This is a genomic window from Curtobacterium sp. ME12 (assembly GCF_903970855.1).
Taxonomy (GTDB): domain Bacteria; phylum Actinomycetota; class Actinomycetes; order Actinomycetales; family Microbacteriaceae; genus Curtobacterium; species Curtobacterium poinsettiae_A.
In genome coordinates, this window is record NZ_CAJCKD010000003.1 from 92006 (window position 1) to 117792 (window position 25787).

Annotated in this window: 28 protein-coding genes; 18 read left to right on the plus strand and 10 right to left on the minus strand. The window is 71.8% G+C overall.

What is annotated here, in order from left to right; translation table 11 throughout:
• Nucleotides 1–108: 108 nt before the first annotated feature.
• From H7A73_RS02965 to H7A73_RS02990, 6 genes are all read left to right on the plus strand, one after another.
• Nucleotides 109–1434, plus strand: a complete 1326-nt coding sequence (locus tag H7A73_RS02965) for a sugar ABC transporter substrate-binding protein (protein WP_220456579.1) — start codon at nucleotides 109–111, stop codon at nucleotides 1432–1434.
• A 3-nt stretch (nucleotides 1435–1437) separates the two neighbouring features.
• Nucleotides 1438–2466, plus strand: a complete 1029-nt coding sequence (locus H7A73_RS02970; RefSeq protein WP_182064599.1) for a carbohydrate ABC transporter permease — start codon at nucleotides 1438–1440, stop codon at nucleotides 2464–2466.
• On the plus strand, nucleotides 2463–3350 hold the full coding sequence (locus H7A73_RS02975; RefSeq protein WP_259362666.1) for a carbohydrate ABC transporter permease: 888 nt from the start codon (nucleotides 2463–2465) through the stop codon (nucleotides 3348–3350). Before H7A73_RS02970 ends, H7A73_RS02975 begins: the two co-directional genes overlap by 4 nt.
• 112 nt (nucleotides 3351–3462) lie before the next feature.
• On the plus strand, nucleotides 3463–4251 hold the full coding sequence (locus H7A73_RS02980; protein ID WP_182064600.1) for a DeoR/GlpR family DNA-binding transcription regulator: 789 nt from the start codon (nucleotides 3463–3465) through the stop codon (nucleotides 4249–4251).
• Nucleotides 4248–5243 (plus strand): 1-phosphofructokinase family hexose kinase, encoded by a 996-nt coding sequence (locus tag H7A73_RS02985; protein WP_182064601.1) that lies wholly within the window; start codon nucleotides 4248–4250, stop codon nucleotides 5241–5243. Before H7A73_RS02980 ends, H7A73_RS02985 begins: the two co-directional genes overlap by 4 nt.
• A gap of 74 nt (nucleotides 5244–5317) precedes the next feature.
• Complete coding sequence (locus H7A73_RS02990; RefSeq protein ID WP_182064602.1) at nucleotides 5318–7405, plus strand: fructose-specific PTS transporter subunit EIIC; 2088 nt, start codon at nucleotides 5318–5320, stop codon at nucleotides 7403–7405.
• Between the two features lie 96 nt (nucleotides 7406–7501).
• Here H7A73_RS02990 and H7A73_RS02995 read toward each other — a convergent pair whose 3' ends face one another.
• Together H7A73_RS02995 and H7A73_RS03000 are read right to left on the minus strand one after the other, a co-directional pair.
• The gene (locus H7A73_RS02995; RefSeq protein ID WP_182064603.1) at nucleotides 7502–8536 is read right to left on the minus strand and encodes a UDP-N-acetylglucosamine 4,6-dehydratase family protein; all 1035 of its coding nucleotides are present in this window, start codon (nucleotides 8534–8536) and stop codon (nucleotides 7502–7504) included.
• A gap of 60 nt (nucleotides 8537–8596) precedes the next feature.
• Nucleotides 8597–10294: a beta-N-acetylhexosaminidase gene (locus H7A73_RS03000; RefSeq protein WP_182064604.1), complete on the minus strand. Its 1698-nt coding sequence runs from the start codon at nucleotides 10292–10294 to the stop codon at nucleotides 8597–8599.
• 50 nt (nucleotides 10295–10344) lie between these two features.
• Here H7A73_RS03000 and H7A73_RS03005 point away from each other — a divergent pair, with 50 nt between their 5' ends.
• Nucleotides 10345–11508 (plus strand): ROK family transcriptional regulator, encoded by a 1164-nt coding sequence (locus H7A73_RS03005; protein WP_220456580.1) that lies wholly within the window; start codon nucleotides 10345–10347, stop codon nucleotides 11506–11508.
• A 51-nt stretch (nucleotides 11509–11559) separates the two neighbouring features.
• On the plus strand, nucleotides 11560–12330 hold the full coding sequence (locus tag H7A73_RS03010) for a DedA family protein (RefSeq protein WP_259362667.1): 771 nt from the start codon (nucleotides 11560–11562) through the stop codon (nucleotides 12328–12330).
• A gap of 3 nt (nucleotides 12331–12333) precedes the next feature.
• Here H7A73_RS03010 and H7A73_RS03015 read toward each other — a convergent pair whose 3' ends face one another.
• Nucleotides 12334–12537: a DUF2945 domain-containing protein gene (locus H7A73_RS03015; RefSeq protein WP_110858760.1), complete on the minus strand. Its 204-nt coding sequence runs from the start codon at nucleotides 12535–12537 to the stop codon at nucleotides 12334–12336.
• A gap of 198 nt (nucleotides 12538–12735) precedes the next feature.
• Here H7A73_RS03015 and H7A73_RS03020 point away from each other — a divergent pair, with 198 nt between their 5' ends.
• Nucleotides 12736–13788: a serine/threonine-protein kinase gene (locus H7A73_RS03020; RefSeq protein WP_182064606.1), complete on the plus strand. Its 1053-nt coding sequence runs from the start codon at nucleotides 12736–12738 to the stop codon at nucleotides 13786–13788.
• A 55-nt stretch (nucleotides 13789–13843) separates the two neighbouring features.
• Nucleotides 13844–14464 carry a phosphoribosylanthranilate isomerase gene (locus tag H7A73_RS03025; protein WP_182064607.1) on the plus strand — a complete coding sequence of 207 codons (621 nt, stop codon included), beginning with the start codon at nucleotides 13844–13846 and terminating at the stop codon, nucleotides 14462–14464.
• Between the two features lie 101 nt (nucleotides 14465–14565).
• Here the strand turns inward: H7A73_RS03025 and H7A73_RS03030 are convergent, their stop codons facing one another.
• From H7A73_RS03030 to H7A73_RS03040, 3 genes are all read right to left on the minus strand, one after another.
• Nucleotides 14566–15324 (minus strand): HAD-IIB family hydrolase, encoded by a 759-nt coding sequence (locus H7A73_RS03030; RefSeq protein WP_182064608.1) that lies wholly within the window; start codon nucleotides 15322–15324, stop codon nucleotides 14566–14568.
• Between the two features lie 82 nt (nucleotides 15325–15406).
• Nucleotides 15407–15838: an acyl-CoA thioesterase gene (locus tag H7A73_RS03035; RefSeq protein WP_182064609.1), complete on the minus strand. Its 432-nt coding sequence runs from the start codon at nucleotides 15836–15838 to the stop codon at nucleotides 15407–15409.
• Between the two features lie 82 nt (nucleotides 15839–15920).
• Entirely contained in the window at nucleotides 15921–16517 is a 597-nt protein-coding gene (locus tag H7A73_RS03040) for a nitroreductase family protein (protein WP_182064610.1), read from the minus strand.
• An 84-nt stretch (nucleotides 16518–16601) separates the two neighbouring features.
• Between H7A73_RS03040 and H7A73_RS03045 the strand changes: the two genes are divergently transcribed.
• Nucleotides 16602–17525 (plus strand): AEC family transporter, encoded by a 924-nt coding sequence (locus H7A73_RS03045; protein ID WP_128781521.1) that lies wholly within the window; start codon nucleotides 16602–16604, stop codon nucleotides 17523–17525.
• A 227-nt stretch (nucleotides 17526–17752) separates the two neighbouring features.
• On the plus strand, nucleotides 17753–18160 hold the full coding sequence (locus H7A73_RS03050) for an aldehyde dehydrogenase (RefSeq protein ID WP_182064611.1): 408 nt from the start codon (nucleotides 17753–17755) through the stop codon (nucleotides 18158–18160).
• Nucleotides 18161–18193: 33 nt separating this feature from the next.
• On the opposite strand, the gene H7A73_RS03055 is transcribed toward H7A73_RS03050, so the two are convergent.
• Together H7A73_RS03055 and H7A73_RS03060 are read right to left on the minus strand one after the other, a co-directional pair.
• Nucleotides 18194–18442 (minus strand): nuclease, encoded by a 249-nt coding sequence (locus H7A73_RS03055; RefSeq protein WP_182064612.1) that lies wholly within the window; start codon nucleotides 18440–18442, stop codon nucleotides 18194–18196.
• A 133-nt stretch (nucleotides 18443–18575) separates the two neighbouring features.
• Nucleotides 18576–19412 (minus strand): exodeoxyribonuclease III, encoded by an 837-nt coding sequence (locus H7A73_RS03060; protein WP_182064613.1) that lies wholly within the window; start codon nucleotides 19410–19412, stop codon nucleotides 18576–18578.
• 131 nt (nucleotides 19413–19543) lie between these two features.
• Here H7A73_RS03060 and H7A73_RS03065 point away from each other — a divergent pair, with 131 nt between their 5' ends.
• Genes H7A73_RS03065 through H7A73_RS03090 form a run of 6 tightly spaced genes read left to right on the plus strand, consistent with a single transcriptional unit; the run spans nucleotide 19544 to nucleotide 22694 of the window.
• Entirely contained in the window at nucleotides 19544–20050 is a 507-nt protein-coding gene (locus tag H7A73_RS03065) for an Asp23/Gls24 family envelope stress response protein (protein WP_182064614.1), read from the plus strand.
• Nucleotides 20047–20238 (plus strand): DUF2273 domain-containing protein, encoded by a 192-nt coding sequence (locus tag H7A73_RS03070; protein WP_027464859.1) that lies wholly within the window; start codon nucleotides 20047–20049, stop codon nucleotides 20236–20238. Before H7A73_RS03065 ends, H7A73_RS03070 begins: the two co-directional genes overlap by 4 nt.
• A complete protein-coding gene (locus H7A73_RS03075; protein WP_182064615.1) occupies nucleotides 20235–20606 on the plus strand; it encodes a hypothetical protein in 372 nt (123 codons plus the stop codon). Before H7A73_RS03070 ends, H7A73_RS03075 begins: the two co-directional genes overlap by 4 nt.
• Nucleotides 20603–21256 carry a hypothetical protein gene (locus H7A73_RS03080; protein WP_182064616.1) on the plus strand — a complete coding sequence of 218 codons (654 nt, stop codon included), beginning with the start codon at nucleotides 20603–20605 and terminating at the stop codon, nucleotides 21254–21256. The genes H7A73_RS03075 and H7A73_RS03080 overlap by 4 nt, the downstream gene beginning before the upstream one ends.
• Nucleotides 21253–21855, plus strand: coding sequence for a hypothetical protein (locus H7A73_RS03085; protein ID WP_182064617.1), 603 nt, complete (start codon nucleotides 21253–21255; stop codon nucleotides 21853–21855). Before H7A73_RS03080 ends, H7A73_RS03085 begins: the two co-directional genes overlap by 4 nt.
• A gap of 11 nt (nucleotides 21856–21866) precedes the next feature.
• A complete protein-coding gene (locus H7A73_RS03090; protein ID WP_259362668.1) occupies nucleotides 21867–22694 on the plus strand; it encodes an aminoglycoside 3'-phosphotransferase in 828 nt (275 codons plus the stop codon).
• Here H7A73_RS03090 and H7A73_RS03095 read toward each other — a convergent pair.
• Both H7A73_RS03095 and H7A73_RS03100 read right to left on the minus strand, forming a co-directional pair.
• A complete protein-coding gene (locus tag H7A73_RS03095) occupies nucleotides 22691–24040 on the minus strand; it encodes a M23 family metallopeptidase (RefSeq protein WP_182064619.1) in 1350 nt (449 codons plus the stop codon). The genes H7A73_RS03090 and H7A73_RS03095 overlap by 4 nt on opposite strands.
• A 74-nt stretch (nucleotides 24041–24114) precedes the next feature.
• The gene (locus tag H7A73_RS03100) at nucleotides 24115–25782 is read right to left on the minus strand and encodes a hypothetical protein (RefSeq protein ID WP_182064620.1); all 1668 of its coding nucleotides are present in this window, start codon (nucleotides 25780–25782) and stop codon (nucleotides 24115–24117) included.
• Nucleotides 25783–25787 lie beyond the last annotated feature (5 nt).

Here is a 25787-nt window from a genome sequence, read left to right on the forward strand (position 1 = left end):
TCGAAAGCGGTCACCAGGACCGATCCAACGGTTGACAAGGGGCCGAGCAGGGTCTTCTATTGCGAATACGCAACGTCCTTTCATAAAGGTCGGACCAAGGGAGTCATCGTGACACGAACGCGTTTCGCCGCACTCGGTGCGCTCGCCCTCGCAGGCGCGCTCGCCCTCACCGGGTGCTCCGCCGGGAGCAACGCCGCTTCCGACGGCGGCACGAAGTCCATCGGCACGCCCGATGGCACGGGCAAGACCATCACCGTCTGGATGATGAACGGCGACCTGAGCGACAAGGTGCTCGACGCCGCCGGCAAGCAGTTCACCGCCGACACCGGGGCGAAGGTGAAGATCCAGACCCAGCAGTGGGACGGGATCACCACCAAGCTCACCACGGCGCTCGCGCAGACCGACGCCCCCGACGTCGTCGATCTCGGCAACACGCAGGTGCCGGTCTACGCGGCCGCCGGCGGGTTGACCGACCTGACGCCGTACCGCGACGAACTCAAGGACGGCCAGACCTGGCTCACCGGGCTCGAGGGCCCCGCCACCGTCGACGGCAAGCTCTACGGGGCACCGCTGTTCGCCGGCAACCGGGCCGTGGTCTACGACAAGCAGGTCTGGAAGGACGCCGGCGTGACCGACGTGCCGACCACCTACGACGAGCTCACCGCCGACCTCGACAAGGTCAAGGCCGCCAACCCGGCCAGTGACTTCTCCGCCTTCTACATGCCGGGGCAGTACTGGTACGGCGGCCTGCAGTGGGTCTGGGACGCCGGTGGCGAGATCGCCACGGACGAGAGCGGCAAGTGGACCGGGACGCTCGACTCGGCCGAGGCCGTCGAGGGGCTGACCGCCTGGAAGGACTTCCAGAACGCGTACTCGGCGAAGTCCACCCAGGACATCAACACCGACAAGCCCTCGCAGAGCGACGTCTTCGCACAGGGTGACACCTCGGCGTTCCTCGGGTCCGCGTGGGAGATCGGCTCGATCACCACGGCGAAGCCGGAGCTCGCCGACCGGATCGGCACGTTCCCGATGCCGTCTTCGACCGCGGGGAAGACCCAACCGGTGTTCCTCGGTGGCTCCGACCTCGGGATCCCGGCGAAGGCGCAGAACCAGGAACTCGCGTTGTACTACCTGAAGATCCTGACCTCGAAGGAGTTCCAGCAGGACCAGGTGTTCGGGGTCGACGGCTGGGAGCCGAACTCCACCGAGCTGCTCGACGCGGTCGCCGGCGACGTCGACGAGCTGCACAAGCCGTACTTCGAGGCGGCCGGCACGAGCCGACCGACCCCGGCCACCCCGGGCTGGGCCACCATCGAGGGTGACGCCTCGTTCCAGTCGATGTTCGCCGACGTCGCCACCGGTCGGAAGTCGCCGGAGCAGGCCGCCGAGGGGTTCTCGAAGCACCTCACGACCGCGCTGAACGCGCAGCCGTAGGCGATGACGTCGACTGCGGAGCCGGTGACCGACGCGGAGCAGTCCGCGCCGGTCACCGGCGGGCGTGCCGGCGGCGGTCCGGTTCAGGGGCCGTCGCGGGGTGCCCGTCGAGGTGGGCGCATCGCGGGTCGTCGCTCGCCGGTCGGGTCGCGGGCGCCGCTCGTCCTGCTGGCCCCGGCGGCGCTGCTGCTCCTGACCCTCGTCGTCTACCCGCTCGTCCGGCTCGTCGTGATCTCGTTCCAGGACTACGGGCTGCGGGCGATCTTCACCGGGCAGGCCGGGTTCGCAGGGTTCGCGAACTACACCGGCGTGCTCACCGACGCGAGTTTCTGGCCGGTCATCCTGCGCACCGTGCTCGTGACGGGTGCGATGGTCCTCGGCACGATCGTCATCGGCATGGGAGTGGCGCAGCTGCTCACCCGTCTCGGGGTCGCGATGCGCACGATCGTCAGCGTCGTGCTCGTGCTGGCCTGGGCGATGCCGAACGTGGCCTCGAGCCTGGTGTGGCAGTGGCTCTTCCAGCCGTTCTACGGCGTGCTCAACTGGCTCATCACGCAGCTGCGGGTGTTCGGGGACCACACGCAGGACAACTGGGCGTCGCACCCGGGGCAGGCGTACACGATCGTGCTGACGCTCGTCATCTGGCAGGCCGTGCCGTTCGTGGCGCTGACGCTGTACGCCGCGCAGTCCCAGATCGCGCCGGAGTACTACGAGGCCGGTGCGCTCGACGGGGCATCGGTGTGGACGATGTACCGCGCGATCACGCTGCCGGCACTCGCGCCGACGCTGCTGCTCGTGTCGATCCTGTCGGTGATCTGGGACTTCAACGTCTTCAACCAGATCTGGCTGCTCACCCGCGGCGGACCGGAGGAGGCCACGCTGACCCTCGGCATCTGGACCTTCGTGCAGTCGTTCGTGTCCAACGCCTACGGGCAGGGGGCGGCGATCGCCGTGATCTCCACCCTGATCCTCGGGGTGCTCACCAGCTACTACATCCGCCGGCTCGTCCGCAGCGGTGAGGAGGACCTGTGACCGTCTCGAGAACGGCGCCCCGAACGAGCGGGGCGTCCACGCCGGGCCCCGTGCGGGTGCGCAAGCGCAAGACGCGCGTCGTCGCGAACACCATCGCCGTGCTGTTCTGCCTGGTGTGGGTGTTCCCGATCTACTGGATGCTGAACACCGCCTTCAAGCCCGCCGACGAGGTCACCACGATGACCCCGATCTGGGCGCCGCTGCACCCGACGCTCGACAACTTCACGCGGGCGCTCACGCAGGAGGGCTTCCTGGTCTACCTGCGGAACTCCACGATCGTGGTGGTGGCGGCCGTGCTGCTGTCGATCGTCGTCGGGTTCCTGGCCTCGGCGGCACTGTCGCGGTTCCGGTTCCGGGGACGGCGGGCGATCCTGGTCGCGATCCTGTTCGTGCAGATGATCCCGTCGGGTGCGCTGCTCATCCCGCTGTTCCTGTCGTTCCAGACCCTCGGGCTGCTGAACAGTTACGTCGGGCTGATCCTGGCGTACGTGGCGAGCGTGCTGCCGTTCTCGATCTGGGTGATGCGCGGCTTCTTCGTGGCCGTCCCCGTCGAGATCGAGGAGGCGGCGAAGGTGGACGGCGCCGGCACCTTCCGGATCCTGTGGAGCGTGCTGTTCCCGCTCGTCATGCCCGGGGTCATCGCCACGAGCGTGTTCGCGTTCATCGCGGCGTGGAACGACTACCTGATCGCGTACGTGATGCTCAAGGACCAGGGGATGTACACGCTGCCGGTCTGGCTCGCCGGGTTCTCGACGAACAAGGGCACGGACTTCGGTGGGCTGATGGCGGCGAGCGTGCTGTTCTCGATCCCGGTCGTGGTCTTCTTCCTCGTCGTGCAGCGCCGGCTGGTGAGCGGGATGACGGCGGGCGCCGTGAAGGGGTAGCGCTCGGACGACCAGCCCCTGTGGACGTGTTGGTTGCATGACGGAACGGTTGCGTTCTTGTGGGTTTCAAACGTACAGTGCTCGAAACCCAACGGAACGAAGGAGTTCGGGCATGTACGCAACCGAGCGGCACGACGCCATCGCCGCGGCGCTGCAGACCGCGGGCCGCGTCTCGGTGGCCGACCTCGCCGAGCACTTCGACGTCACGACCGAGACCGTGCGCCGCGACCTGGACCTGCTCGAGTCGGCCGGGGTCCTGCGCCGCGTGCACGGGGGAGCGGTCCCCGTCGGGCGCTCGAGCGTCGTCGAACTGACCGTCGCCGAACGCGAGGGGCAGCACGGTTCGGCCAAGTCCGCCATCGCCCGGGCCGCCATGCGCCTGGTTCCGCCGACCTTCACCGGCTCGATCGCCCTCGACGCCGGCACGACGTGCGCCGCCGTCGCCTCCGAACTCGCCCGCTGGGAGCCGTCCACGCCCGGCGCGACGATCACCGTCGTCACCAACTCGGTGCCGATCGCCGCGACCCTGCAGCACAGCGAACACGTCGAGCTGCACCTGCTCGGCGGACGGGTCCGTGGGGTCACGAGCGCCGCGGTCGGCACGGCCACCGTCGAGCAGATCGGCGCCCTCCGGCCCGACATCGCGTTCGTCGGCACGAACGGCCTGTCAGCGGGCTTCGGCCTGAGCACCCCCGACGAGTACGAGGCCGCAGTGAAGGGCGCGTACGTGCTCGCCGCCCGTCGGGCGGTGGTGCTCGCCGACGCCGCCAAGCACGGGGTCGAGGCACTCATGCGGTTCGCGCGGATGGACGAGATCGACACGCTCGTCACCGACGAGCAGCCGCCGGCCGACCTCGCCGGTGCGCTCGCCGACGCCGACGTCGAGGTGGTCGTCGCATGAACGGCCGCATCGTCACGGTCACCCCGAACCCGTCGCTCGACCGCACGATCGAGCTCGCCGCTGAACTCCAGCGCGGCGCCGTCCAGCGTGCGACCCGGTCCACCGCGGAACCCGGCGGCAAGGGCGTCAACGTCTCCCGCGTGGTCGTCGCGAGCGGCGGGGACACCGTCGCCGTCCTGCCCGGCGACGAGCTCGACCCGGTCCTGCTCGGCCTTGCCACGCGCGGCATCCCGACCGCCGCGCTGCCGATCGGGGCGCCCCTCCGCTCGAACGTCACCGTGACCGAGCCGACCGGCACCACGACGAAGCTCAACGAACCCGGCCCCTCGCTCGCCGGTCGCCTCGACGACCTCGCCGCGCTGGTCGCCGACACCGCGGCTGCCACTGCCACCGGCCCCGCCGCCCGCTGGGTCGTGGTCGCCGGGTCGCTGCCGCCTGGTCTGCCCGACGACGCACTCGCCGTGCTCGTCCGGGCCGTCCGTGCCCGCCACGGTGCGGACGTCCGGATCGCCGTCGACTCGTCCGGAGTGCCGTTCACGGCGCTGCTGCAGTCGGGCGAACGGATCGACCTGGTGAAGCCGAACGCCGAGGAACTCGCCGAGGTCGTCGGCGGCGACCCCGAGGAGTACGAGCGCGACCTCGACGCCGCGGTCGCCGGAGCCCAGCGGATGCGGCGGAGGAACGTCGGTACGGTCCTGCTCACCCTGGGCAGCGCCGGCGCCGTGCTGGTCTCCGACGAGGGGGCCTTCGCCGCCGCCGCACCCGAGATCGTCGCCCGCTCGACCGTCGGCGCGGGGGACTCCTCGCTCGCCGGCTACCTGCTCGCCGAGGTCGCCGGAGCCTCGCCCGAGCAACGTCTCGCCCAGGCCGTGGCCACCGGTGCCGCCGCCGCAGCGCTGCCCGGCAGCGACGTGCCGGCACTCGACCACACCGACCCGACGGCGGTCTCCGTCCGGGTGCTCGGCACGCACCCGGCCCCCGAACCCGCCTGATCCCCACCCCGCCCGACGACCCCACGAACACCTGCACCACCGCGCGATCAGCGCCATTGCGAAGGAGCAAGCACATGTCCGCAGACTCGAGTCCGCGCCTCATCAGCGCCCAGCTCGTCGGCCTCGACGAAGACCTCGGAGCCACGTCGACCGACGTCATCCGGGTGCTCGCCGACCGCATCGCCGCGACCGGCCGCGCCGCCGACGGCGCCACGCTCGCCGACGACGCCGTCAAGCGCGAGGCGAGCGTCGGAACGGGCGTCCCCGGTGGCATCGCCATCCCGCACGCCCGGTCGGCGTCGGTGTCCGAGCCGACGCTGGCGTTCTCGCGCCTGGCCCGGAAGGTGCCGTTCGGTGCTCCGGACGGCGACGCCGACATCGTCTTCATGATCGCCGTGCCCGAGGGGGCGGACAAGGACCACCTGACGGTCCTCTCGACCCTGGCCCGGGCGCTCATCCGTGACGACTTCACGGCCGCGTTGCGGGCCGCGACCACGGCCGACGAGATCGTCCGGTTGGTCGACGACGAGGTGGGCGGCGAAGTGGCCGAGGCCGGCGTCGGGAAGGCGAGCAGTGCCTCCGATCCGGCCACCGCGCCCGCCGCCGACCGGAAGGTGTTCGTCGGCGTCACCGCCTGCCCGACCGGCATCGCGCACACCTACATGGCGGCCGACGCCCTCGTCGCCGCAGCCCAGCGCGCCGGTGCCGAGATGCACATCGAGACGCAGGGATCCTCGCAGGTCGAGCCCCTCGACCCGGCGCTCATCGCCCGTGCCGACGCCGTCGTGTTCGCGGTCGACGTCGACGTCCGCGACCGCGGTCGGTTCGCCGGCAAGCCGCTGGTGTCCGGACCCGTCAAGCGTGGTGTCGACGAACCCGACGAGATGATCGCCGAGGCCATCCGCGCCTCGGAGGACCCGCACGCCGCACGCGTGCAGGGCGGCGCCGCCGTCGAGGGCGCGTCCACCGCCAAGAACGAGCACTTCGGTCAGGCGCTCAAGCGCTGGCTGCTCACGGGCGTCAGCTACATGATCCCGTTCGTCGCCGGTGGCGGGCTCCTCATCGCGCTCGGCTTCCTGCTGTCGGGGTACCAGATCGCGTCGACCCACGGGGACGACGGCATGAGCAACGCCGCGTGGACGCTGACCCACTCGACCCTGCTGAACCTGCCGGCGGAGGGCCTCGGCTACTACCTCGGTGCCGCAGCGTTCCAGATCGGACAGGTGTCGCTCGGCTTCCTCGTCGCCGCGCTCGCCGGCTACATCGCCTACGCGATGGCCGACCGACCCGGCATCGCGCCCGGCTTCGTCGCCGGGTCGATCGCCGTGTTCATGAACGCCGGGTTCCTCGGTGGTCTGGTCGGCGGCCTCATCGCCGGTGCCGCCGCGTACTGGATCGGGCGCATCCCGACGTGGCGCTGGCTGCGTGGCCTGATGCCGGTCGTGATCATCCCGCTGTTCGCATCGATCATCGCCTCGGGCCTCATGCTCCTGGTGCTCGGCGGCCCGATCGCCTGGGTCATGACCGAGCTCACCGCGTTCCTCAACTCGCTGTCCGGTGCCTCCGCCGTCCTGCTCGGGATCATCCTCGGTCTGATGATGGCGTTCGACCTCGGTGGTCCGGTCAACAAGGTGGCGTACGCGTTCGCCGTCGCCGGCCTCGGCGCCGGGACCGCCACGAACGTGGTGCCGTTCGAGATCATGGCCGCCGTCATGGCGGCCGGCATGGTGCCGCCGCTCGCACTCGCACTCGCCTCGACCGTGCTCTACCGCAAGGGCTTCACGAAGCCGGAGCGCGAGAACGGCAAGGCCGCGTGGCTCCTCGGGGCGTCCTTCATCTCCGAGGGTGCGATCCCGTTCGCCGCGGCCGACCCGCTGCGCGTCATCCCGGCGTCGATGGTCGGGGCCGCGATCACGGGTGCGATCTCGATGGCTGCCGGTGTGACCTCGCGAGCACCCCACGGCGGGATCTTCGTCTTCTTCGCGATCGGTGACGTGCTGATGTTCGTCGTCGCGATCCTGGCGGGGACCGTGGTGTCCGCGCTGGTGCTCGTCGCCCTGAAGAAGTGGGTGCGTCGTCGCCCGGTCGACGAGGCCGCTGCGGGCAGCGAGGCTGCCGTGGCCGGCGAGACGGTGGGCCAGCGCGCGCCGGTCGCCGCGTAGTCGACCGCAGCACACGACGGACGGGAGGCCCGGTGCCAGCTGGCACCGGGCCTCCCGTCCGTTCTCCGGTCGCGTTGCGGGCCGGACGTGCGTCGGTCAGGCGGCCATCGCGAGTACCGACGGGTCGACCTGACCGGGGACGCACTCGACGACGTCGCACGGCGAGATCGGCGCGACCGACGTGTGGGTGATCTTCGGGTGCACGGGACGACGTTCGGTCTCGCCGCGTCCGATGAGGTCCTCGTGGAGCTTCTCGCCCGCCCGCAGGCCCGTGAACACGATGTCGGACCGGCTCCCGGTGGCCTGGAGCATGCGCCGTGCGATGTCGAGGATCCGGACCGGGGCGCCCATGTCGAGCACGAGGACCTCGCCCGGGTGGGCGATCGCAGCCGACTGGATCACGAGGTGGCACGCCTCGGGAATGGACATGAAGTAGCGGGTGGCGTCCGGGTGGGTGACGGTGAGGGGTCGGCCGGCGCGGATCAGCTCCGCGAAGAGCGGGAGCATCGAGCCACGGCTGCCGAGGACGTTGCCGAACCGGACCGACACGTAGTCGTGGCCCGTGTCGGCGGCGGTCCAGGCGGTCAACCGCTCGGCGATGCGCTTGGTCGAGCCGAGCACGCTCGTCGGGTTCGCGGCCTTGTCGGTCGAGATGTTCACGAGTGTCCCGACGCCCGCGGCGGCAGCGGCGCGGAGGACGTTCAGGGTGCCGAGGACGTTCGTCTTCCAGCCTTCGTCCGGGTACTGCTCGAGCATCGGCAGGTGCTTCAGCGCCGCGGCGTGGAAGACGACGTCGGGCCGGCGGCTCAGCATGATGTCGCGGACGGCGTCGGCGTCGCGGATGTCGGCGAGGACGACGTTCTTCGTGTCGAGCAGCCCGTGACCGTCCACGGAGACCTGCACCTGCTGCAGGGCGGTCTCGTCGCGGTCGAGCATGATGATCTCCGCCGGCTCGAACCGGACGAGCTGTCGGCAGAGTTCGCTGCCGATCGAGCCGCCGGCGCCCGTGATCAGCACCGACCGGCCCCGGACGAAGTCGACGGTGATCTCGAGCTCGGCCTCGGGCTGTCGATCCCCGATCAGTGCGTCGATGTCGAGTCCGTCGAGGCCGGGGATGCTGCGGTGTGCCATGGGGTCTCCTCCGTGAAGTCCTCCCCAGTGTGACCCGATCGCATGTGAAATGTCAATTGATCATTCGGCGATGTTCGCCGTGACCGCGTCGATGTACGCCGCACGCTCCTCGCGCGAGTGCGGGCGCCCCGGGACGCCCGGTCGCTGCTCCCACGGGAACGGGCCGGCCTCGTGCCGGTACTCGATGCCCATGGCCTCGAGCCGGGCGGTGTGCTCGGCCAGGCGGCCGCGGAACTCGGCGAGGTCGCGCGGCCCGGTGGTGTCGGCCGACCACAGTGCCTCGGCGAGGGCGGCGACACGGGGGAAGAGCTGGTAGTCGAGCCGACGGGCGGTGTCGACGTGCTCCGTCCACATGTTGCCCTGGCCGCCGATGACGTGGGCGCGCTCGGCGTCGGTGAGCCCCGACGGCACCGGGTCGAAGGCGAAGACGTCGTCGACGGTGAGCACGATCGACACCGGGATCGGCTCGGTCGGCAGGTCGCTCTGGCGGTAGTCGAGGTACACCTGGTCGTCCGGCGACGAGATGACGTCGTGCCCGCGGCGGGCGGCGGTCCGTGCGCCGGTCAGCCCACGCCACGAGACCACGGTGGCGGAGGGGTCGAGCGTGCCGCCCTCGAGGATCTCGTCCCACCCGAACGCCCGTCGGCCGTGCGACTCGACGTGTGCGGCGAGCTGTCCGATGATCCAGGCCTGCAGCTGTTCCTCGTCCTGCAGTCCGAGCTCGCGGATGCGCTCCTGGGTGCGCGGGTCGGTCTCCCACTGCACCTTCGGGCACTCGTCGCCGCCGATGCCGATGTACCCGGAGGGGAAGAGCGCGATGACCTCGTCCAGGACGTCCTTGAAGAAGTCGATCGTGGCGTCCTCGGCGTTCAGGACGTCGTCGGCGATGCCCCACTCCGTCCACACCTCGACCGGTGCGCCCGTGACGCCGAGCGACGGGTAGGCCGCCAGCGCCGCACGGACGTGCCCGGGGGTCTCGATCTCGGGGACGACGGTGACGAACCGGTCGGCCGCGTAGGCGACGATCTCGCGGACGTCGTCCTGCGTGTAGTACCCGCCGTGCGGGCGGCCGTCGAACCCGGGGACGACGAGTGTGCCGTCCGGCCCGGGGACGTGCGCGCCGACCTGGGACTCCCGACGCCAGGACCCGACCTCGGTGAGGCGCGGGTACTTCCGGATCTCGATGCGCCACCCCTGGTCCTCGGTGAGGTGGAAGTGCAGGCGGTTGATCCGGTGGGCGGCGAGCTGGTCGACCACCCGCATGACCTCGTGCTTCGTGCGGAAGTGCCGGGCGACGTCGAGCATCACGCCGCGCCAGGCGAAGGCGGGAGCGTCCTCGACCACCACGGCGGGGACGGACCACGGGCCCGTCGCGACCCGGCCGCGACGGTACACGTCCGGGGGCAGCAGCTGCAGCAGTGCTTGCACGCCGTAGAAGACCCCGGCGGGCGAGCCGCCGACGACGTCGATGCCGTCCGGCGTCACCGTGAGGCGGAACGACTCCGCCCGCTCACCCTCCGGTGTCGTCGGGCCCGCAGGCAGGGACGGGTCGTCGGCGACGCGCAGTGCGATCGTGCCGGCCCCCGGTGCCGTGTCGTCGAGGGCGTCCCGCACCGGCAGTCCGGTCGATCCCCGCAGGGTCTGCTGCAGGTACAGTCGGACGGACTCGCTCGCCGGGTCGGCGGCGATCCGGGTCGACGGGGTGATCTCGAAGGCCCCGACACCGGGAGCGGTGCGGCGCGGTCGTGGGACGAGCATGTCGGAGCCACCATTCCTCAATGATCTTTCGTAATGTGGAGGCTATGGCCGTGCAGCAGACCGTGTCAACGACCGCGGGTGCCGTCGGGACGACCCCGGGCGTCCTGCGGCAGATGAACTCGCGGGCGATCCTCGACGAGCTCCTGCGCGACGACGTCTCCCGCACGGTCACCGACCTCGGGCGCACGGTCGGCCTTTCTCGCCCCACGGTCGAGGCCGCGCTGTCCGACCTGGTCGACGAGGGGTGGGTGACCGAGACCGAGGCGATCGCGACCCCGAACAAGGCCGGTCGTCGGGCCAAGCGCTTCGCGGCGGACGCGTCGGCCGGTTCCGTGCTCGGCGTGGACCTCGGCCTGCACGGGATCGTCGGCGTGCGCGCGGACCTGCGCGGCGTCACGCTCGCCCGGGTCGAGGAGCGCTACACGGACCTCGCCGACGCCGAGCAGGCCTGGTCGAGCGTGCAGGACGTCGTCCGTCGGCTGACGTCGCCCGTCGGTGGCGCGGTCGGCGGCCCCCCTGGTGGCGCGCCCGTGCTCGGCGCCACGTTCGGGGTCCCGGCGGTCGTCGACCGCGACGGCGCGATCGACTACACGGTCGCGGTGCCGGAGTGGGTCGAGCGGCGGGTGCCCGGCCGGATCCAGGACCTCTTCCCCGGGGTTGCCACCTTCTTCGACAACGACGCCAAGCTGGCGGCCACGGCCGAGGCCCGGTGGGGGCGGTTCCACGGCGTCCGGGACGGCCTGTACCTGGTGATGGGTCGGCAGATCGGTGCCGCCCTGGTGGTCGACGGCTCGTTGGCGCGCGGTGCGCGCGGCGCGGCCGGCGAGATGGGCGGCATCGCCTCGACCGGCTGGCCCGAAGCACCCGCCCGCCTGGAGGCCCGGATCCCGTCCGGCACGGACCTCGAGTCCGTCTTCGCGGCGGCGGCCCGGGGCTCCGTGTCGGCCGTCGAGACCGTCCGCGCGTTCGCCGCCGACGTGGCACCAGGCATCGTGCAGCTCGTGACGACGATCGACCCCGAGGTCGTCGTCGTCGGTGGTGAGGTCCTGCCGGCGGCAGAGGTGTTCTGCGCCGCGCTCGACGAGATCGTCACGCCACTGCTCCGGCACCCCGTGGTGTTCGCCCCGTCGACCGTCGGTCGCGACGCAGTCGCCCGGGGCGCGCTCGCCCGGTCGCTCGCGCACGTCCGCGCCGCCCACATGGGACTCGGCTGACACCCAGGGAGCGTGCCGGGTCCTGACAGGGCGTTCAGGGATGCTGGGGGCATGACGACTGCCGTGACCGCCCGTGCCATGACCGTCGCCAGTGGCGACTCCACCGCCCCGTCGGACCTCGGCGGGCTCTCCGGCCTGGTGCTGCAGCTGATCGACGCGCTGGGGGAGTGGGGCGTCGGGCTGATGCTCTTCGTCGAGACGGTGTTCCCGCCCATCCCGTCCGAGGTCATCCTGCCGCTGGCCGGGTTCCTCGCGGGTGCCGGCCAGATGAACCTCGTGCTGGTGCTCGTGCTGGCGACGATCGGTTCGTACCTCGGGGCGCTCGTGCTGTACTGGCTCGGCGCGAAGATCGGGTTCGAACGCACCACGCGGTGGTTCGGCAAGCTGCCCCTGGTCGACGAGGACGACTTCCGCAAGGCGGCCGGCTGGTTCCACCGGCACGGCAAGAGCGCGGTGTTCTTCGGCCGGTTCGTCCCGATCGTCCGCAGCCTCATCTCGCTGCCGGCCGGCGCCGACCGCATGCACCTCGGCACGTTCTCGGTGTTCACGATCATCGCGAGCGGCATCTGGAACAGCGCACTCGTGCTGCTCGGTGCCGCGTTCGGGTCGCAGTACGACCAGGTCGAGGCGTACACCGAGTGGATCGACCGCGTGCTCTACGTCGTGATCGCCGTGGTCGTGGTGACCTTCGTCGTGCGTCGGGTCCGTCGTGTGCGTGCCGAGCGGCGTGCGGGCGGCCGCGACGACCACGACGACGACGCCGGCAGCCCTGCCGTGGGCGGTGCCCGGGGTCGCCGTCGCGCCGAGCCCGCCCGCGACTGAGCCTCAGGCCTTCGTCAGCGCTGACTCCTTGTGGGCGGCCTGCTTGCCGCTCTTCTCCGACTCGACGATCCAGTACGGGTCGTCGTCGGTCGGCTTGAAGTGCTGCCCGTCGAACTCGAAGTCGCTCGTCCGCTTCCGCACGAGCGTGCCGGTCGTCCTGCCCTGCGAGGTGTTCCAGTGCACCTCGTCACCCTTCGACAATGCCATGCTGTCCTCCTTGCGCGATTCCTCGTCGTGATGGAGGTCGGACTGTACCCCGCCGATCCCCGGGGAATCAGGGAACCACGGCGATCACGATGTCGTAACGGCCATGCGGATCGAGAGTCGGACGCGTACCGTTTCCCATGAGCCCACACGCCGGCAGCGGCCGCGGAACCACGGGCTCCGGACAGGACGACGGACACCATGACCCTGCTGGACAGCGCGCGGGCGGACACCGTGCTCGCTGCGCGGTACCGGCTCGTGAAGCTCATCGGCACCGGCGGTATGGGATCCGTCTACGAAGCCCGTGACGAGCACACGTACCGGGCCGTGGCCGTGAAGCTCTTCGCGACCCCGGACAAGATGACCACCGCCGACCGCGTCCGTCAGGAACGCGAGATCCGGCTGCTCAGCATGCTCTCCCACCCGGGCCTCATCCCGCTGTACGACGCCGGGACCCACGAGTTCGAGGACGGCCCGCACCGGTTCATCGTGATGGAGCTCATCGCCGACACGACGCTGCTCCGCCGACTGTCCGAGGGGGCCCTGCACAACTACGAGGTGGCCGACCTCGGTGCGCAGCTCGCCGACGCCCTGGCGTACGTGCACTCACGCGGCATCGTGCACCGCGACGTCAAGCCCGCCAACATCCTGATCAGCGACGAGGGCTCGTCCGGGTTCGCCCGCACGGTCAAGCTCACCGACTTCGGCGTCGCCCACTTCGTCGACGGCTCCCGCCTGACGAACGACGGCACGGTCATCGGCACCGCCGCCTACCTCAGCCCGGAGCAGGTCGCCGGCGAACCGATCAGCTTCGCCACCGACGTGTACTCACTCGGGCTCGTCCTGCTCGAGGCGCTGACCGGCAAGCAGGAGTACTCGGGCACCCTCATCGAGGCTGCACTCGCCCGGCTCCGCCGCGATCCCGAGATCCCGGACGACGTCGCCGACGAGTGGCGCGAGCTGCTCAGCCGGATGACCGCGCGCGACCCGGAGCGCCGGCCGACGGCGGTCGCCATCGCCAACGCGCTGCGCGGCGGCTCTACCCAGATCACCGGCCCGGTGCCGCTCGGCCCGGAACGCGTGAAGCACCAGCGAGACCACCGCATGCACCGCGCCGCCCACCGGCACGCCAAGCGCGGCACGTTCTCGGCGGTGCGTCGCTGGCGTCGGCGGAACGTCCTGGTCGGGTCGTTCGCGGCCTTCGGCGTCACCGCGGCCTGTGTGGCCGCGTACGTCGCTGGCGCCCTGCACTGACCCGCTCGGCGGCTCGGTGCTCCGGGCACCGGAGCGCCCTGGCAGGATGGACAGCATGACCGACCAGCGCTGGATCAAGATCTGTGGCCTGTCGACGTCCGACACCGTGGACGCCGCCATCGACGCGGGTGCCGACGCGGTCGGGTTCGTCTTCGCGGCGGGCAGCCCCCGGACCGTCACCGCCGACCTGGCGAAGGAACTGGTCGAGCGGGTGCCGGACGGCGTCGACGCCGTCGGGGTCTTCCGCGACCAGAAGATCGACGAGATCGTCGGCATCGCCTCCGAGGTCGGTCTCACCACGCTGCAGCTGCACGGTGGCGAGTCCCCGTCCGACTTCGCCCGGGCACGCGACGCCGGCTTCTTCACCATCCGGGCCATCGCGGCCGAGGACTACCTGCGCGAGACGCCCGAGCAGCGCGCCGCGTTCGACCACGACCTGCTGCTGCTCGACGCCGCCGTGCCCGGCAGCGGTCGGCTGATCGACCCGGCCACGATCGACGGCGTGGACGAGGCCTGGATCCTCGCCGGCGGGCTGACCCCGGCCAACGTGGTCGCCGCGGTCGAGGCGCTCGACCCCGACGGCGTCGACGTGTCGAGTGGTGTCGAGTCGGAGCGCGGCGTCAAGGACCCCGCGAAGATCCGTGCGTTCGTCGAGGCCGTCCGCAGCCTGGGCTGAGCCGGCCGCACCGATCGGCCGCGGTCGCGGCTCTCGACGCGACCGAGGACCGACAGGAGGCGCGGTGCGGGCGTGCCACGGGCCTCCCGTCCGCCGCGCGCTCAGCGCAGGGCGGGGATGAGCTCCGTCAGGAACGCGTCCGTGTCCTCCCAGCCCTGCACCGCGTGGCAGGGGACCCCGAGTGCCTTCACGGGGTAGTCGTTGCCCTCGGGGTCGAGCCGGTCGCCCACGAAGAGCATGTCGTGGAGTGCGATGCCGGTGATCTCGGCCAGGCGCTGCATGCCGTAGGCCTTGTCGATGCCCTTGCGGGTGATGTCGATGCTGGTGGAGCCGCCCGAGCGGACCTCGAGGTCAGGCAGGTCCTGCTGCACCAGACGGCGCAGGTGGTCCTTCTTCTCGCCGGTCGGGTCCCACTGCTTCTTGACGTCCACCGGGGCGGACTGGCCGAGGGCGGAGAACGTGATCTGCGACCCGCGGTCCTCGAGGATGGCACCCCAGGTCTCGGACTCCCAGTACCCGGCTTCCTGCGCACGGGCCTCGACCGCGGCGAGGGCGCGGTCCTTCTGCTCGTCGGTGAGGTCCTCGGCGTACTGCAGCGCCCAGTCCTGGTCCTCCCAGCGGTAGTACCGGGTGCCGCAGGTCGGCAGCAGGTGCAGGGCGTCGAGCGTCAGGCCGTCGCGCTGCCGGAGCGGGGTGACCAGCTGCTGCTCGAACTGGGTGAAGTTGCCGCCGGAGATGACCGCGACCGGCACGACCTCGAGCAGGGACGCGAAGGTCTCGAGCATGCGGGGATCGAGGGAGGACTTCGACGGGGCGAGCGTGTCGTCGAGGTCGAAGGCGACGAGGCGGGGCGTGGTCATGCCCCCGATCCTGCCAGAGCCCGCCGACCACCCGCAGGGTGCGACCACGCGGGTGCAGCGGTGCTGCGCGATGTCTGCGGGGTCACGCGCGGTGCGTGGCAGGGACCCGGTCGCGGGCGTAGGTGATGTCCGTGTAGCCGTGGGGGGCGGGGTTGCCGTCCTCGTCGAGGTTCACGAACACGACCTCGTCGATCGTCAGGATGCTGCGGTGCGTGAAGAGGTTCCGCGCCTCGGCCCGCATGGTCAGGGACGTCCGGCCGAACCGGGTGGCGACGAGGCCGATCTCGACGATGTCGCCCTCCTTCGCCGACGACAGGAAGTTGATCTCCGACATGTACTTCGTGACGACCTTGCCGTTGCCGAGCTGGATGATCGCGTAGACAGCGGCCTCCTCGTCGATCCAGCGGAGCAGACTGCCGCCGAACAGCGTGCCGTTGGCGTTGAGGTCCTCCGGTCGCACCCACTTCCGGGTGTAGAAGTTCATCTCCGGTGGGGCGTCCTGGTGCTGATCCATGTCACGTCATGGTACGCCGACGGCCGCGCTCCCGCAGGGACGCGGCCGTCGTGGCGATCGCGGGCGGCGATCCCGCCGGAGCTCAGTCCTTGACGAGGACGACCTCGTCGAGCGGGATGCGGGTGCGCGGGGCGACCTCGCGCTCGGCGGCCTTGTCGTCGAGCTGCGACGGGTGCGCGACGGTGCCGACGGCCGTGACGGTGTACGGCAGGAACCGCTCGGGCAGGTCGAACGCGGCACGGAGCCCGGCGACGTCGATGCCCGCCATCTGGTGCACGTGGAGCCCCTCGGCGTGGGCCTGCACGGTCAGGGCGGCGAGGGACTGGCCGAGGTCGTACTGCGCGAAGGGGCGCTCCTCGCCGTCGGCGGTCACGGTCTCGAGCACACCGACGACGAGGGCGCTGGCACGGAAGGCCCAGGCCGCGTTGAAGCCGAGCAGGTTCTCGTTGATCTTCCGGAACGTCTCGGTGCCGCGGCGGCCGGCGATGAAGCGGCGGGGCTGGAAGTTCATGGCCGACGGCGCCCAGCGAGCGGCCTCCAGGACGGCGTCGAGCTGGTCGTCCGAGATCGTCGCGGTCTCGTCGTAGGAGCGGGGGCTCCAGCGCTCCTCGAGCAGCGGCACGAGCGGCTGGCTGGAGTCGGTGGACCGGGTGAGGGTGTCGGCGTTCGTCGAGGTCATGGTGCGCTCAACGGTATTCGATGCGTACGCATTTCCGACCTGAGTGACGTCACATCACCGCCGGCAGGTGCCAGGATGGAGGGGATGGGTGGCGTGTTGACCGGCTTCGCGATCATCGGCGCGATCATCGCCGGTGGGTACGTCGTCGGACGCATCGGCCTGCTGGGCCCGCACGCGCAGTTCGTGATGAGCCGGCTCGCGTTCTTCGTGCTGATGCCGTGCCTGTTGTTCCACACCATCGCGACCGCCGACATCGCGTCGCTGCTGTCCTCGATGCTCTGGGTCTCGCTGCTGAGCGCCGCCGTGGTGGCCCTCGGTGCCGCCGCGGTGTTCCGCTTCGTGCTGCGCCGCCCCGTCACCACGACCACCGTCGGCGCGCTGGCGTCGAGCTACGTCAACGCGAACAACATCGGGTTGCCGGTGGCCGTGTACGTGCTCGGCCAGGCGACCGCGGTCGTCCCGGTGATCCTGCTGCAGCTCGTCGTGATGGCCCCGATCGCGCTGACGATCCTGGACGCTGCGACCGCGGGTGGCGGCGGGTGGGGGCGGCGGATCGCCGGGCCGTTCCGGAACCCGATCATCATCGCCTCGCTCGTCGGGCTCGTGTGCTCGGCGACCGGGATCACGCTGCCGGACCCCGTACTGGAGCCGTTCTCGCTCGTCGGCGCCGCCGCGGTGCCCGTCGTGCTGCTGTCGTTCGGGATGAGCCTGCACGGTGCGACCCCGCTGCGGGACCCTGCGATCCGGACGGACGTCATCGTCGCGTCGTCGATCAAGCTCGTCGTGATGCCGGCCGTGGCGTTCGTGTTCGCCCGGTTCGTGTTCGGGCTCGGCGACCAGGACGTCTTCGTGCTCACCACCCTCGGCGCCCTGCCGGCGGCGCAGAACGTCTTCAACTACGCGCAGCGGTACGGGGCAGCGGTCCCGGTGGCGCGCGACGTCGTGCTCATCTCGACGCTCGGCTCGGTGCCCGTGCTCGTCGCGATCGCCGCCCTGCTGCACCCGTAGCGCGCCCTGGACGCGCGCCGCGGCGGACGGGAGGCCCGTGGCGGGGGCGCAGCGGGCCTCCCGTCCGGCCGTGGTGGCGACCACTGCGGATGGTGAGCAGGAACGGTCGGGTCGCGTCCGCCGACCCGACCACGACTGCTCACGAAGCACGGACGGCGCGCGCGTACCCTGGCGGGCACGCGGGGCGGACCGCTCCGTGACCGATGACCACGACGAGGAGACCGGCGATGGACACGATTGCGATGATGAAGAACATGTCGATGACGGACATGCCCGTGGAGATGGACATGGACACGATGCAGGACACGATGATGGCGATGAACGCCGCGTCGATGGCTGCGACGATGTGCTCCGCGGCCGACATGCGGATGGGCGGCGAGATGGCCACCTGCGCCGCGATGTGCTCGAACACCGCGATGCTCGCGGACACCGGCATGCGGATGATGATGCGTCCGATGGGGATGGACACGGCCGCGATGCAGGCGATGCTCATGGCCGTCGTCGCGATGGGTACCGCGTGTGCCGCCGAGTGCCGCCGGCACCAGGACATGGACGAGTCGTGCCGCTACTGCGCCATGGCCTGCGACGAGATGGTGTCCAAGTGCCAGGCGATGCTCGACTCGATGGCGGCCTGAGCAACTCCGCCTGCGCTCCGCGACGCGTGCGCGCTACGCGACGCGTGCGGTGGTCTGTCGACCGCCGGCGCTGAGGATCTCTGCGACCGGGTGGTGGGCGACCGGCTCGCCGACCGACAGGACGCCGTCGGCGTCCGCCACCCGCAACTGCGTGGTGCTCCCGTCGAGGAACAGCACCACGGCGTCGGCTGCGAGGGTCTCGACGACGATGCCGTCGCGCCACGCACCGGGGGCTGCGGTCGCCATGAGGCGCTGGATGGGAAGGATCGTCGTGCGGGACATGGCTTCACCTGCTCTCGAAGGGGTTCGGTGCAGGAAACCTACGTCAGCGTGACGAACGGCTCAATCACGGCGGACGCCGGGCGTAACAGAGCCGGGCGGGCGCCGTCGATCCGGACCGGTGACCCGACTCCGATCAGAAGATCATCGGGCGGTCGTCGTCGAGCGACGTGTCCAGGTCGAGGTCGACCACGACGGGGACGTGGTCGCTCGGGGCGTCGCCCTTGCGCTCGTTCCGGTGGATCGAGGCATCGGTGACGACGTCGGCGAAGGCCTGCGAGCCGAGGACGAAGTCGATGCGCATGCCCTCGTTGCGCGGGAACCGCAGCTGCTTGTAGTCCCAGTAGGTGTAGCCGTCGGGCACGATCGGGCGGACGACGTCCTGCAGGCCCCGTACCTCGAACTCGCGGAACGCGGCCCGCTCCGGCTCGCTGACGTGGGTCGACCCCTCGAACACCCGCATGTCCCAGACGTCCTGGTCGAGCGGTGCGACGTTCCAGTCGCCCATCAGTGCGAGCGGGGTCTCCGGCGACGCCTGGATCCACTCCGAGGTGCGGTCGGCCAGCTGGGCGAGCCAGTCGAGCTTGTACGTGTAGTGCGGGTCGCCGAGCTCGCGGCCGTTCGGCACGTAGAGGCTCCACAGCCGCACGCCGTCGACCGTGACGCCGATCGCGCGGGCCTCGACCGGCAGGTCCGGCCCCTCGTGGCCCTTCAGGAACCCGGGCTGGCCGGGGAAGTCGCGGGTGACGTCCTCCATCGGCAGCCGGCTGGCGAACGCGACGCCGTTCCACTGGTTCAGGCCGTGCGCCTCGACGTGGTACCCCGCGGCCTCGAACTGCTCGACCGGGAACTGCTCCGGCTTGCACTTGATCTCCTGCATGCCGAGGACGTCGACGTCCTCACGCACCAACCAGTCGACGATCCGACCCACTCGGGTGCGGACGGAGTTCACGTTCCAGGTCGCCACGCGCATGGAACAAGAACCTACCGGTGTCGACTGACGACGAGGTCGGCTGCGCGACCGGACGGCACGTGCGCCGCCTGTACGGCGTGCGGCACGATGGTGTTCGCTGGAGGCCAGCAATCGATCGCACGGAGGCAGCAATGGCATCGACGACGAACCGCGTCGACGGGACCCCGACCGGGACCACGACCGGGGCAGCGCTCGGCACCGGGGCCGGGAGCACCCAGCCCGCCGGCACCACCACGACGCAGGTCACCGCCAAGGGCAGGACCATCATCGACGACACGGTCGTCGCGAAGGTCGCGGGCATCGCCGCTCGCGACGTCCCCGGCGTCTTCGCACTCGGCGGCAACGCCTCGCGGGCGTTCGGCGCCATCCGCGACGCCATCGGCTCCAGCGCGCTCGGCCAGGGCGTCCGCGTCGAGGTCGGTGAGACCCAGGTGGCCGTCGACCTGACCATCGTGGTCGACTACCCGACGCCGATGATGGAGGTCGCCTCGGCGGTGCGCGCCGCCGTCACGAACGCCGTCACCGAGCTCGTCGGCCTCGAGGTCACCGAGGTCAACATCGCCATCAACGACGTGAACATCCCGGCACTCAACGGCGTCGCGGACGAGCCCGACACCCGGGACGGTCGGGTCCGGTGAACGCCACCGTCGTCGGGATGGGCACCGGCGCCCTGCTCGCGATCGTCGCCGTGACGCTCGGGTTCTGGGCGTTCGTCGTCGTCGCCGTCTGCATGGCGGTCGGCGCACTGGTCGCCCGCATCGTCACGGGCGACGTCGACTTCCGCCGCCTGCTGGACGTGCTGCGCGGACGCCGGAGCTCGTCGTGAGCGACGCCGCCGTCGCCACGACCGGCGACAGCGGCGTCCGGCTCCGCGGTTCCGACCGCATCGGCACGTCCGCGCTGGTGCACACCGCCCAGGCGGTCGCCGCCGAAGCACTGCGCGTGGCCTTCCGGGAGGTCCGCGCCCGGGTCGCCGACGACGGTCGCGGTGCGCTGGCGGTCGAGATCACCGCCCCGCTCGCCCTGCCGGTGCTGGGCTCGCACGCACTCCCCGACGAACCCGTCGTCACCACGGCGCACCGCGCTCGCGGCACGATCGCCGCGCGCTTCCGGACCATCACCGGCCGACAGGTCGCCCGCGTGACCGTGACCTTCGCCTCGTCGGTCGTGGACACCCCACGGAGGGTCCGGTGACCGCCGCCACAGCCGTCGATCCCGCCGGCGGCAACGCCGATCCGATCGCCCCCGCCGGCCCCTCGCCCGACGACCACCACGCCACCCACCGCCGCCTGCTGCGCCGCGAGACCCACGTCTCCCGTTCGGGCGCCGTCGTCGTCGCGATGCTCATCGCCCTGGTGCTCGCCGCCGCCGCGGTCTTCGCCGGCGCACTCGTCCTGCTCGACCAGAACGTGCTCGGCGTCGACCCCCGTGCGGTGGTCGACGCCGCGCTCGCCGCTCCGGACGGCCTCGACACCACCATCGTGATCGGCATCGGTGCCGTCGTGGCCCTGATCGGTCTCGTCCTCCTGCTGCAGGGGATCCTGCCCCAGCGGCGTCCGCGGCACGTGATGTCGTCCGACCGGCTCGCAGTGGTCGTCGACGACGAGGTCCTGGCCTCCGCTGCGGCCCGCGCCGCCCGATCCGCGACCCGGCTCGGTGACGACGCCGCCGTGGGCACCGTCGGTCGCCGCACGGTCGACGTCGTGCTCCGTCCCGCAGCCGGCGTGGACGTCCCCGCGGTCGCCGCGACCGAGGCCGTCGAGCGGGAGTTCGTCGCGATCGACGCGCAGCCAGCTCTCGCCGCACGGGTCCGGGTGCAGCCGACCGGGCGGGTGGACGGATGAACGCCACGAACCGTGGGCTCGGCCGGACGGCGCTCGTCGTGCTCGGGCTCGTCCTGCTCGTCGCCGGGGTGGCGGCGATCCTGGTGCAGACCGCCCAGGGGGTGCCCCTCGTCGCCTCGTGGTGGCGCACGGTCGGTGCTGTCCTCGCCGGACTCGGCACCGGGGCGTCGCGTGACGACTCGGTGTTCGCGTGGACCTGCGTGCTCGGCGGTGGCGTCGTGCTCGGCGTGCTCGCCCTCGTGGTGCTGACGACGCTCGGCGGTGGCCGCGAGGGCACCGTCGTGGACAGCGACGGTTCGGCCGACGGCGTCGCCGGTTCGGTGCGCATCGAGTCCACGGCCGTGCAGCACGCGCTCTCCTCGGCCATCGGCGAGATGCCGCAGGTCGGCTCGCTCGCCGTCGACGTCTACCGGGTCCGTGGTGGTCGGGCGATCCGGGTGCGGGTCCGTCCGCGCCGGGGTGCCGCGCCGCGCGAGATCACCGAACGGGTCGAGGCCGTCGTCGCCGACCTGGACGCCCTGCTCGGCGAACGCCTGCCGGTGCTGCTCGAGATCGCCCGTGGCGGGTCGGGGTCGTCCCGTCCGGACCGCGTGCACTGAGCGTCACCGTGGTGCGCTCGATCGGTGGACTGCCCCGGCCGGGCGAGACCGACCCGGTGCCGCGCGTGGTCACCGAGGTGGCCCGGTGCCGCGAGGTCGCCCTCGTCTGGCACAACGAGATCGGCGGGACGACGTTCCGTATCGGACCGGATGCGCACGCCGAGGAGTTCGTGAAGGTGCTGCCGCACGCCTACGGGTCGTGGATCAGCGGCAAGGCCGCGCGGCTGACGTGGGCGTCCCGGTACGCCCGGGTGCCGGAGGTGCTCGACCACGGCACCGACGGGGACGGCGTCTGGCTGCACACCCGTGCCGTGCCCGGGTGGAGCGCCGTCGACCCGCGCTGGCACGACGAACCCCGGACCGCGGTGGTCGCGGTGGGGGAGGGCCTGCGCGCGCTGCACGACACCCTGCCCGTCGACGACTGCCCGTTCACGTGGGCGACCGCGGACCGGCTCGATCGTGCGCGCGGGGCTGCCGCCGACGCCGACGCCGAGCTCGGCCCGGGCGGTCTCGGTCCGGAACCACCGACCGACCGGATCGTCGTCTGTCACGGTGACCCGTGCACGCCGAACACCCTCATCGGTGCGGACCGGCGGTGGAGCGGGCACGTCGACCTGGACGCGATGGGGGTCGCGGACCGCTGGGCCGACATCGCGGTGGCGACGATGGCGCTCGGCTGGAACTACGGACCCGGGTGGGAGCCGCTGTTCCACGATGCGTACGGGCTGCCGGACGACCCGGAGCGCACCGCCTGGTACCGGGCGCTCTGGAACGCCGGCGACGACGGGATCGACGACCTGGGGACGGGCGGATCGCCGGAGCCGGAGCCGGTCGGCTAGAAGGCGACCCCGCGGGCGCTCATGAACGGCACCGGGTCGGTGGTGGCCCCGTTGATGTGCACCTCGACGTGGCTGTGGCAGCCGGTCGACGCCCCGGTGGAGCCGACGAGGGCGATGAGCTGCCCCGCGGAGACCTGCTGCCCCGTGGCGACCCGGAAGCCGCCGTCGACGATGTGGCCGTACGCGGTCTGCACCCCGCCGCCGTGGTTGATGCGGACGTAGTTGCCGTAGCCGCCGTACCAGCCGACGTAGTCGACGGTGCCGGCCGAGGCCGCGACGATGGGCGTGTAGCAGCCGCTCGCCAGGTCGGTGCCCTCGTGCATGGTGACGACGCCGGTGATCGGGTGCACGCGGTACCCGTACGGGCTGATCACGTAGCCGCTGGCCGGGCGGACCCAGCCGGTCCCCGAGCCCGCGCCGACGGAACCGCCGCCGCCCGAGCCGCTGCTGCCGGTCGAGCCGCCGCCCGACGGAGCGCCCCCGCCGGAGTTCGCGGCCTGTGCGGCGGCTGCTCGCTGCGCGGCGGCTGCGCGTGCTGCGGCTTCGCGAGCTGCCTTCTCCTCCGCCGCCTTGCGGATGCGCTCACCCTTGGCGAACTCGGCTTCGGTCCGGACGCGGCCGGAGGTCAGGGTCGCGAGCTGGGCGTCGAGTCGGGCCTTGTTCGACTGCTGCTCGTCGTAGGCGGCCTGCACGGCGTCGGACGCCGCCTGGGCTTCCTGCATGCGGTCTTCGGCTTCGGCAGCGAGGTCGCCCAGCGCTTCGGCGGCGCGGTCGGCCTGTGCCTCGAGCGAGCTGGCGACGGCGGCGTCGGCGCTCGCGGCGGCCTGCACACGCTCGGCCTGCTCGGAGAGCTTGCTCAGCGCACCGAGGTTGTACAGCAGGTCACTGGCGTCTTCGCCCTGGGTGATCACCGATGTGGTGACGTCGGCGCCACCGGAGCGGGACATCTGCGCGGCGAACTGCCCGGCCTGCGCGGCGCTCTGGTCGGCGACCTCGGCGTGGTCCTTCGCGTCGGCGCGGAGCTGCTGTTCCTTCTCGGCGGCGGTCTGGGCCTTGCGCTGTGCCTTGTAGAACACGTCGCCGAGCTTCTGCGCCTTCGCCTCGGCAGCGTCGACCTTGGCGTCGAGCTCGCTGATGATGCCGCGGATCTCGGTGATCTGCCCCTGCTTGGCGGACTCCTTGCCGCGGGCGGACTTCACTTCGTCCCACGTGGGGTAGGTCACTGCCTGGGCCGCCGGAGCGTCGGCGATGACCGTGCCGACGAGGCCCGCGAGTGCCAGGCCGGTGACGGCGAGGCGCAGGCGCACGGGGACACGGTGGGCGCGGGGGCTGCTGGGACGAGACATCGAGCACGAGCCTATACATCCGTACAGCGAGCATCGGACGGCAACGCGCCGCTGTGGACAACTTCAGCAGTGGATCAGAAGCCGCGGTCGCGCCGGATGAGGTCGGCGCTCCCGACGACGTCGCGCCGCAGGATCGCCTGCCCGGCGGTGCCGGCGTAGTCGTAGACGTCGAACCCGGTGCAGTGGGTGATCGTCGCCGGGGGGCCGAGGGAGTCCTCGACCGCGGTGGTCCAGAGGTCGTGCGAGCCGACCACCACGAAGCTCGGGTCGGCGTCGCGGTAGGCACCGAGGTCGACGAGCCACGGGTACGTCTCGAAGGTGTCGCGCACCTGCAGCAACTCGACGTTCGTCGACGCGTAGGTCGCGAGGGGCCGGACCGTCCAGAACTGCCCGACGCCCGTGACCTGGCGTCCGTCGGCCCAGCGGTCCAGGCACGCGGCCGCCGGGTACCGCGCGGTCGACACGGCGTGGGCGGTGCCGGGGGCCACTGCGACCCCGGTCGCGAGCACGGCGGCCATCGCGACCGCCACCCCCGCTCGGACCCCGCGGTGCGGGCGGTGCACGCGGGTGCGCCGGACCGCGGTGCGGGTGAGCTCTGCCACGGCGACGAGTGCGAGCAGCGGTGCGGTCACGATCGGCTGCAGGTAGCGCGGGGTCTCGGACCCGGCGACGACGACGCCGACGGACACGGCGACGACGGTCACCAGGGGCAGCAGCGTCGCGACCAGCACGGTGCGTGCGGTGCGGACCCGCCAGGCCCAGACCGTGCCGCCGACGGTGACGAGCACCCCGGCGAACAGCAGCAGGAGTCCGAGGTCGCCCGGTGCCGTCCCCGCCCGGTCGTCGGTCAGCGCCGCGAAGAACCGCAGGGTCTCCCCGGCCCGCGACGGCTGCACGTACGTCGCCGGGTCGAGGGAGACGAACGGCCGGAGCGGGATCCGCACCAGGTACCCGACGACCGAACCGACCGTCACGGCACCGGCGAGCAGCGCAGCGGGGCGCCACGGCACCCGCCGTGCCAGCACCAGGAGCCCGAGGGTGACGACCACCGGGGCCGCCGACCACGGCACGTACAGCGGGTTCGACGCGGTCGTGCACGCGGCGACGAGTCCGAGCACCACGAGCAGGGGCACCGACGCCCGGCCGAGGCGCACCGCCCGCAGCACGAGCACCGCGGTGCCGAGCACCGCCAGCACGGCGCCGTAGTAGTAGGTCGTGGTGAGCAGCAGGGACGCCAGCTCGAGCGAGGTCGCCGTCGCCGACGACTCCGTCAGCACGAGCAGCGTGACCAGACCGAGTGCCCCCGCCGACACCGCGATCCGGGCAGGGCGCCCGGCGGACGGCATCAGCTCGCTCGCGGCCGCCCGCACCAGCGCGTACACGGCGAGCAGCACGAGCACCCCGTTCAGCGCCAGGGCCTGCTGCGGCGTCGCGGTCACCAGCGAGCAGAACAGGTACACGGGCAGCTCGGGGAAGAAGAACAGCGCGGGCGACATCGCCCACTCGAACGGTTGGCCGGCCTGCAGCGAGCGCTCGACGAGCGGCAGCAGCACCGAGTCGCCGTCGTACCAGAGCAACGCCACCCGTTCCGTCGCGATGACGTGGCGCAGGGCGATGACGGCCAGGGCCAGCGCGACCAGGCCGCCCAGGGCCTCCCGTCCGACCGTGACGGCCACCGCGCCGGGCCGGCGGTCGCCGGACGGAGCCGGCTCCACGGCGGGGCGGCGCGGTGCTCGGGACATGCCCC

Excerpts from the sequence above, each read along its gene's own strand:
- H7A73_RS03060 (WP_182064613.1), bottom strand. The coding sequence starts at position 19,412 with ATGCGCGTGGCGACCTGGAACGTGAACTCCGTCCGCACCCGAGTGGGT.
- H7A73_RS02985 (WP_182064601.1), top strand. The coding sequence starts at position 4,248 with ATGAACGGCCGCATCGTCACGGTCACCCCGAACCCGTCGCTCGACCGC.
- H7A73_RS03025 (WP_182064607.1), top strand. The coding sequence starts at position 13,844 with ATGACCGACCAGCGCTGGATCAAGATCTGTGGCCTGTCGACGTCCGAC.
- H7A73_RS03030 (WP_182064608.1), bottom strand. The coding sequence starts at position 15,324 with ATGACCACGCCCCGCCTCGTCGCCTTCGACCTCGACGACACGCTCGCC.
- H7A73_RS02995 (WP_182064603.1), bottom strand. The coding sequence starts at position 8,536 with ATGGCACACCGCAGCATCCCCGGCCTCGACGGACTCGACATCGACGCA.
- H7A73_RS02970 (WP_182064599.1), top strand. The coding sequence starts at position 1,438 with ATGACGTCGACTGCGGAGCCGGTGACCGACGCGGAGCAGTCCGCGCCG.
- H7A73_RS03050 (WP_182064611.1), top strand. The coding sequence starts at position 17,753 with ATGGACACGATTGCGATGATGAAGAACATGTCGATGACGGACATGCCC.
- H7A73_RS03015 (WP_110858760.1), bottom strand. The coding sequence starts at position 12,537 with ATGGCATTGTCGAAGGGTGACGAGGTGCACTGGAACACCTCGCAGGGC.
- H7A73_RS03035 (WP_182064609.1), bottom strand. The coding sequence starts at position 15,838 with ATGGATCAGCACCAGGACGCCCCACCGGAGATGAACTTCTACACCCGG.
- H7A73_RS03095 (WP_182064619.1), bottom strand. The coding sequence starts at position 24,040 with ATGTCTCGTCCCAGCAGCCCCCGCGCCCACCGTGTCCCCGTGCGCCTG.
- H7A73_RS02990 (WP_182064602.1), top strand. The coding sequence starts at position 5,318 with ATGTCCGCAGACTCGAGTCCGCGCCTCATCAGCGCCCAGCTCGTCGGC.
- H7A73_RS03065 (WP_182064614.1), top strand. The coding sequence starts at position 19,544 with ATGGCATCGACGACGAACCGCGTCGACGGGACCCCGACCGGGACCACG.
- H7A73_RS03085 (WP_182064617.1), top strand. The coding sequence starts at position 21,253 with ATGAACGCCACGAACCGTGGGCTCGGCCGGACGGCGCTCGTCGTGCTC.
- H7A73_RS03010 (WP_259362667.1), top strand. The coding sequence starts at position 11,560 with ATGACGACTGCCGTGACCGCCCGTGCCATGACCGTCGCCAGTGGCGAC.
- H7A73_RS03055 (WP_182064612.1), bottom strand. The coding sequence starts at position 18,442 with ATGTCCCGCACGACGATCCTTCCCATCCAGCGCCTCATGGCGACCGCA.
- H7A73_RS03020 (WP_182064606.1), top strand. The coding sequence starts at position 12,736 with ATGACCCTGCTGGACAGCGCGCGGGCGGACACCGTGCTCGCTGCGCGG.
- H7A73_RS03100 (WP_182064620.1), bottom strand. The coding sequence starts at position 25,782 with ATGTCCCGAGCACCGCGCCGCCCCGCCGTGGAGCCGGCTCCGTCCGGC.
- H7A73_RS02980 (WP_182064600.1), top strand. The coding sequence starts at position 3,463 with ATGTACGCAACCGAGCGGCACGACGCCATCGCCGCGGCGCTGCAGACC.
- H7A73_RS03045 (WP_128781521.1), top strand. The coding sequence starts at position 16,602 with ATGGGTGGCGTGTTGACCGGCTTCGCGATCATCGGCGCGATCATCGCC.
- H7A73_RS03000 (WP_182064604.1), bottom strand. The coding sequence starts at position 10,294 with ATGCTCGTCCCACGACCGCGCCGCACCGCTCCCGGTGTCGGGGCCTTC.
- H7A73_RS03040 (WP_182064610.1), bottom strand. The coding sequence starts at position 16,517 with ATGACCTCGACGAACGCCGACACCCTCACCCGGTCCACCGACTCCAGC.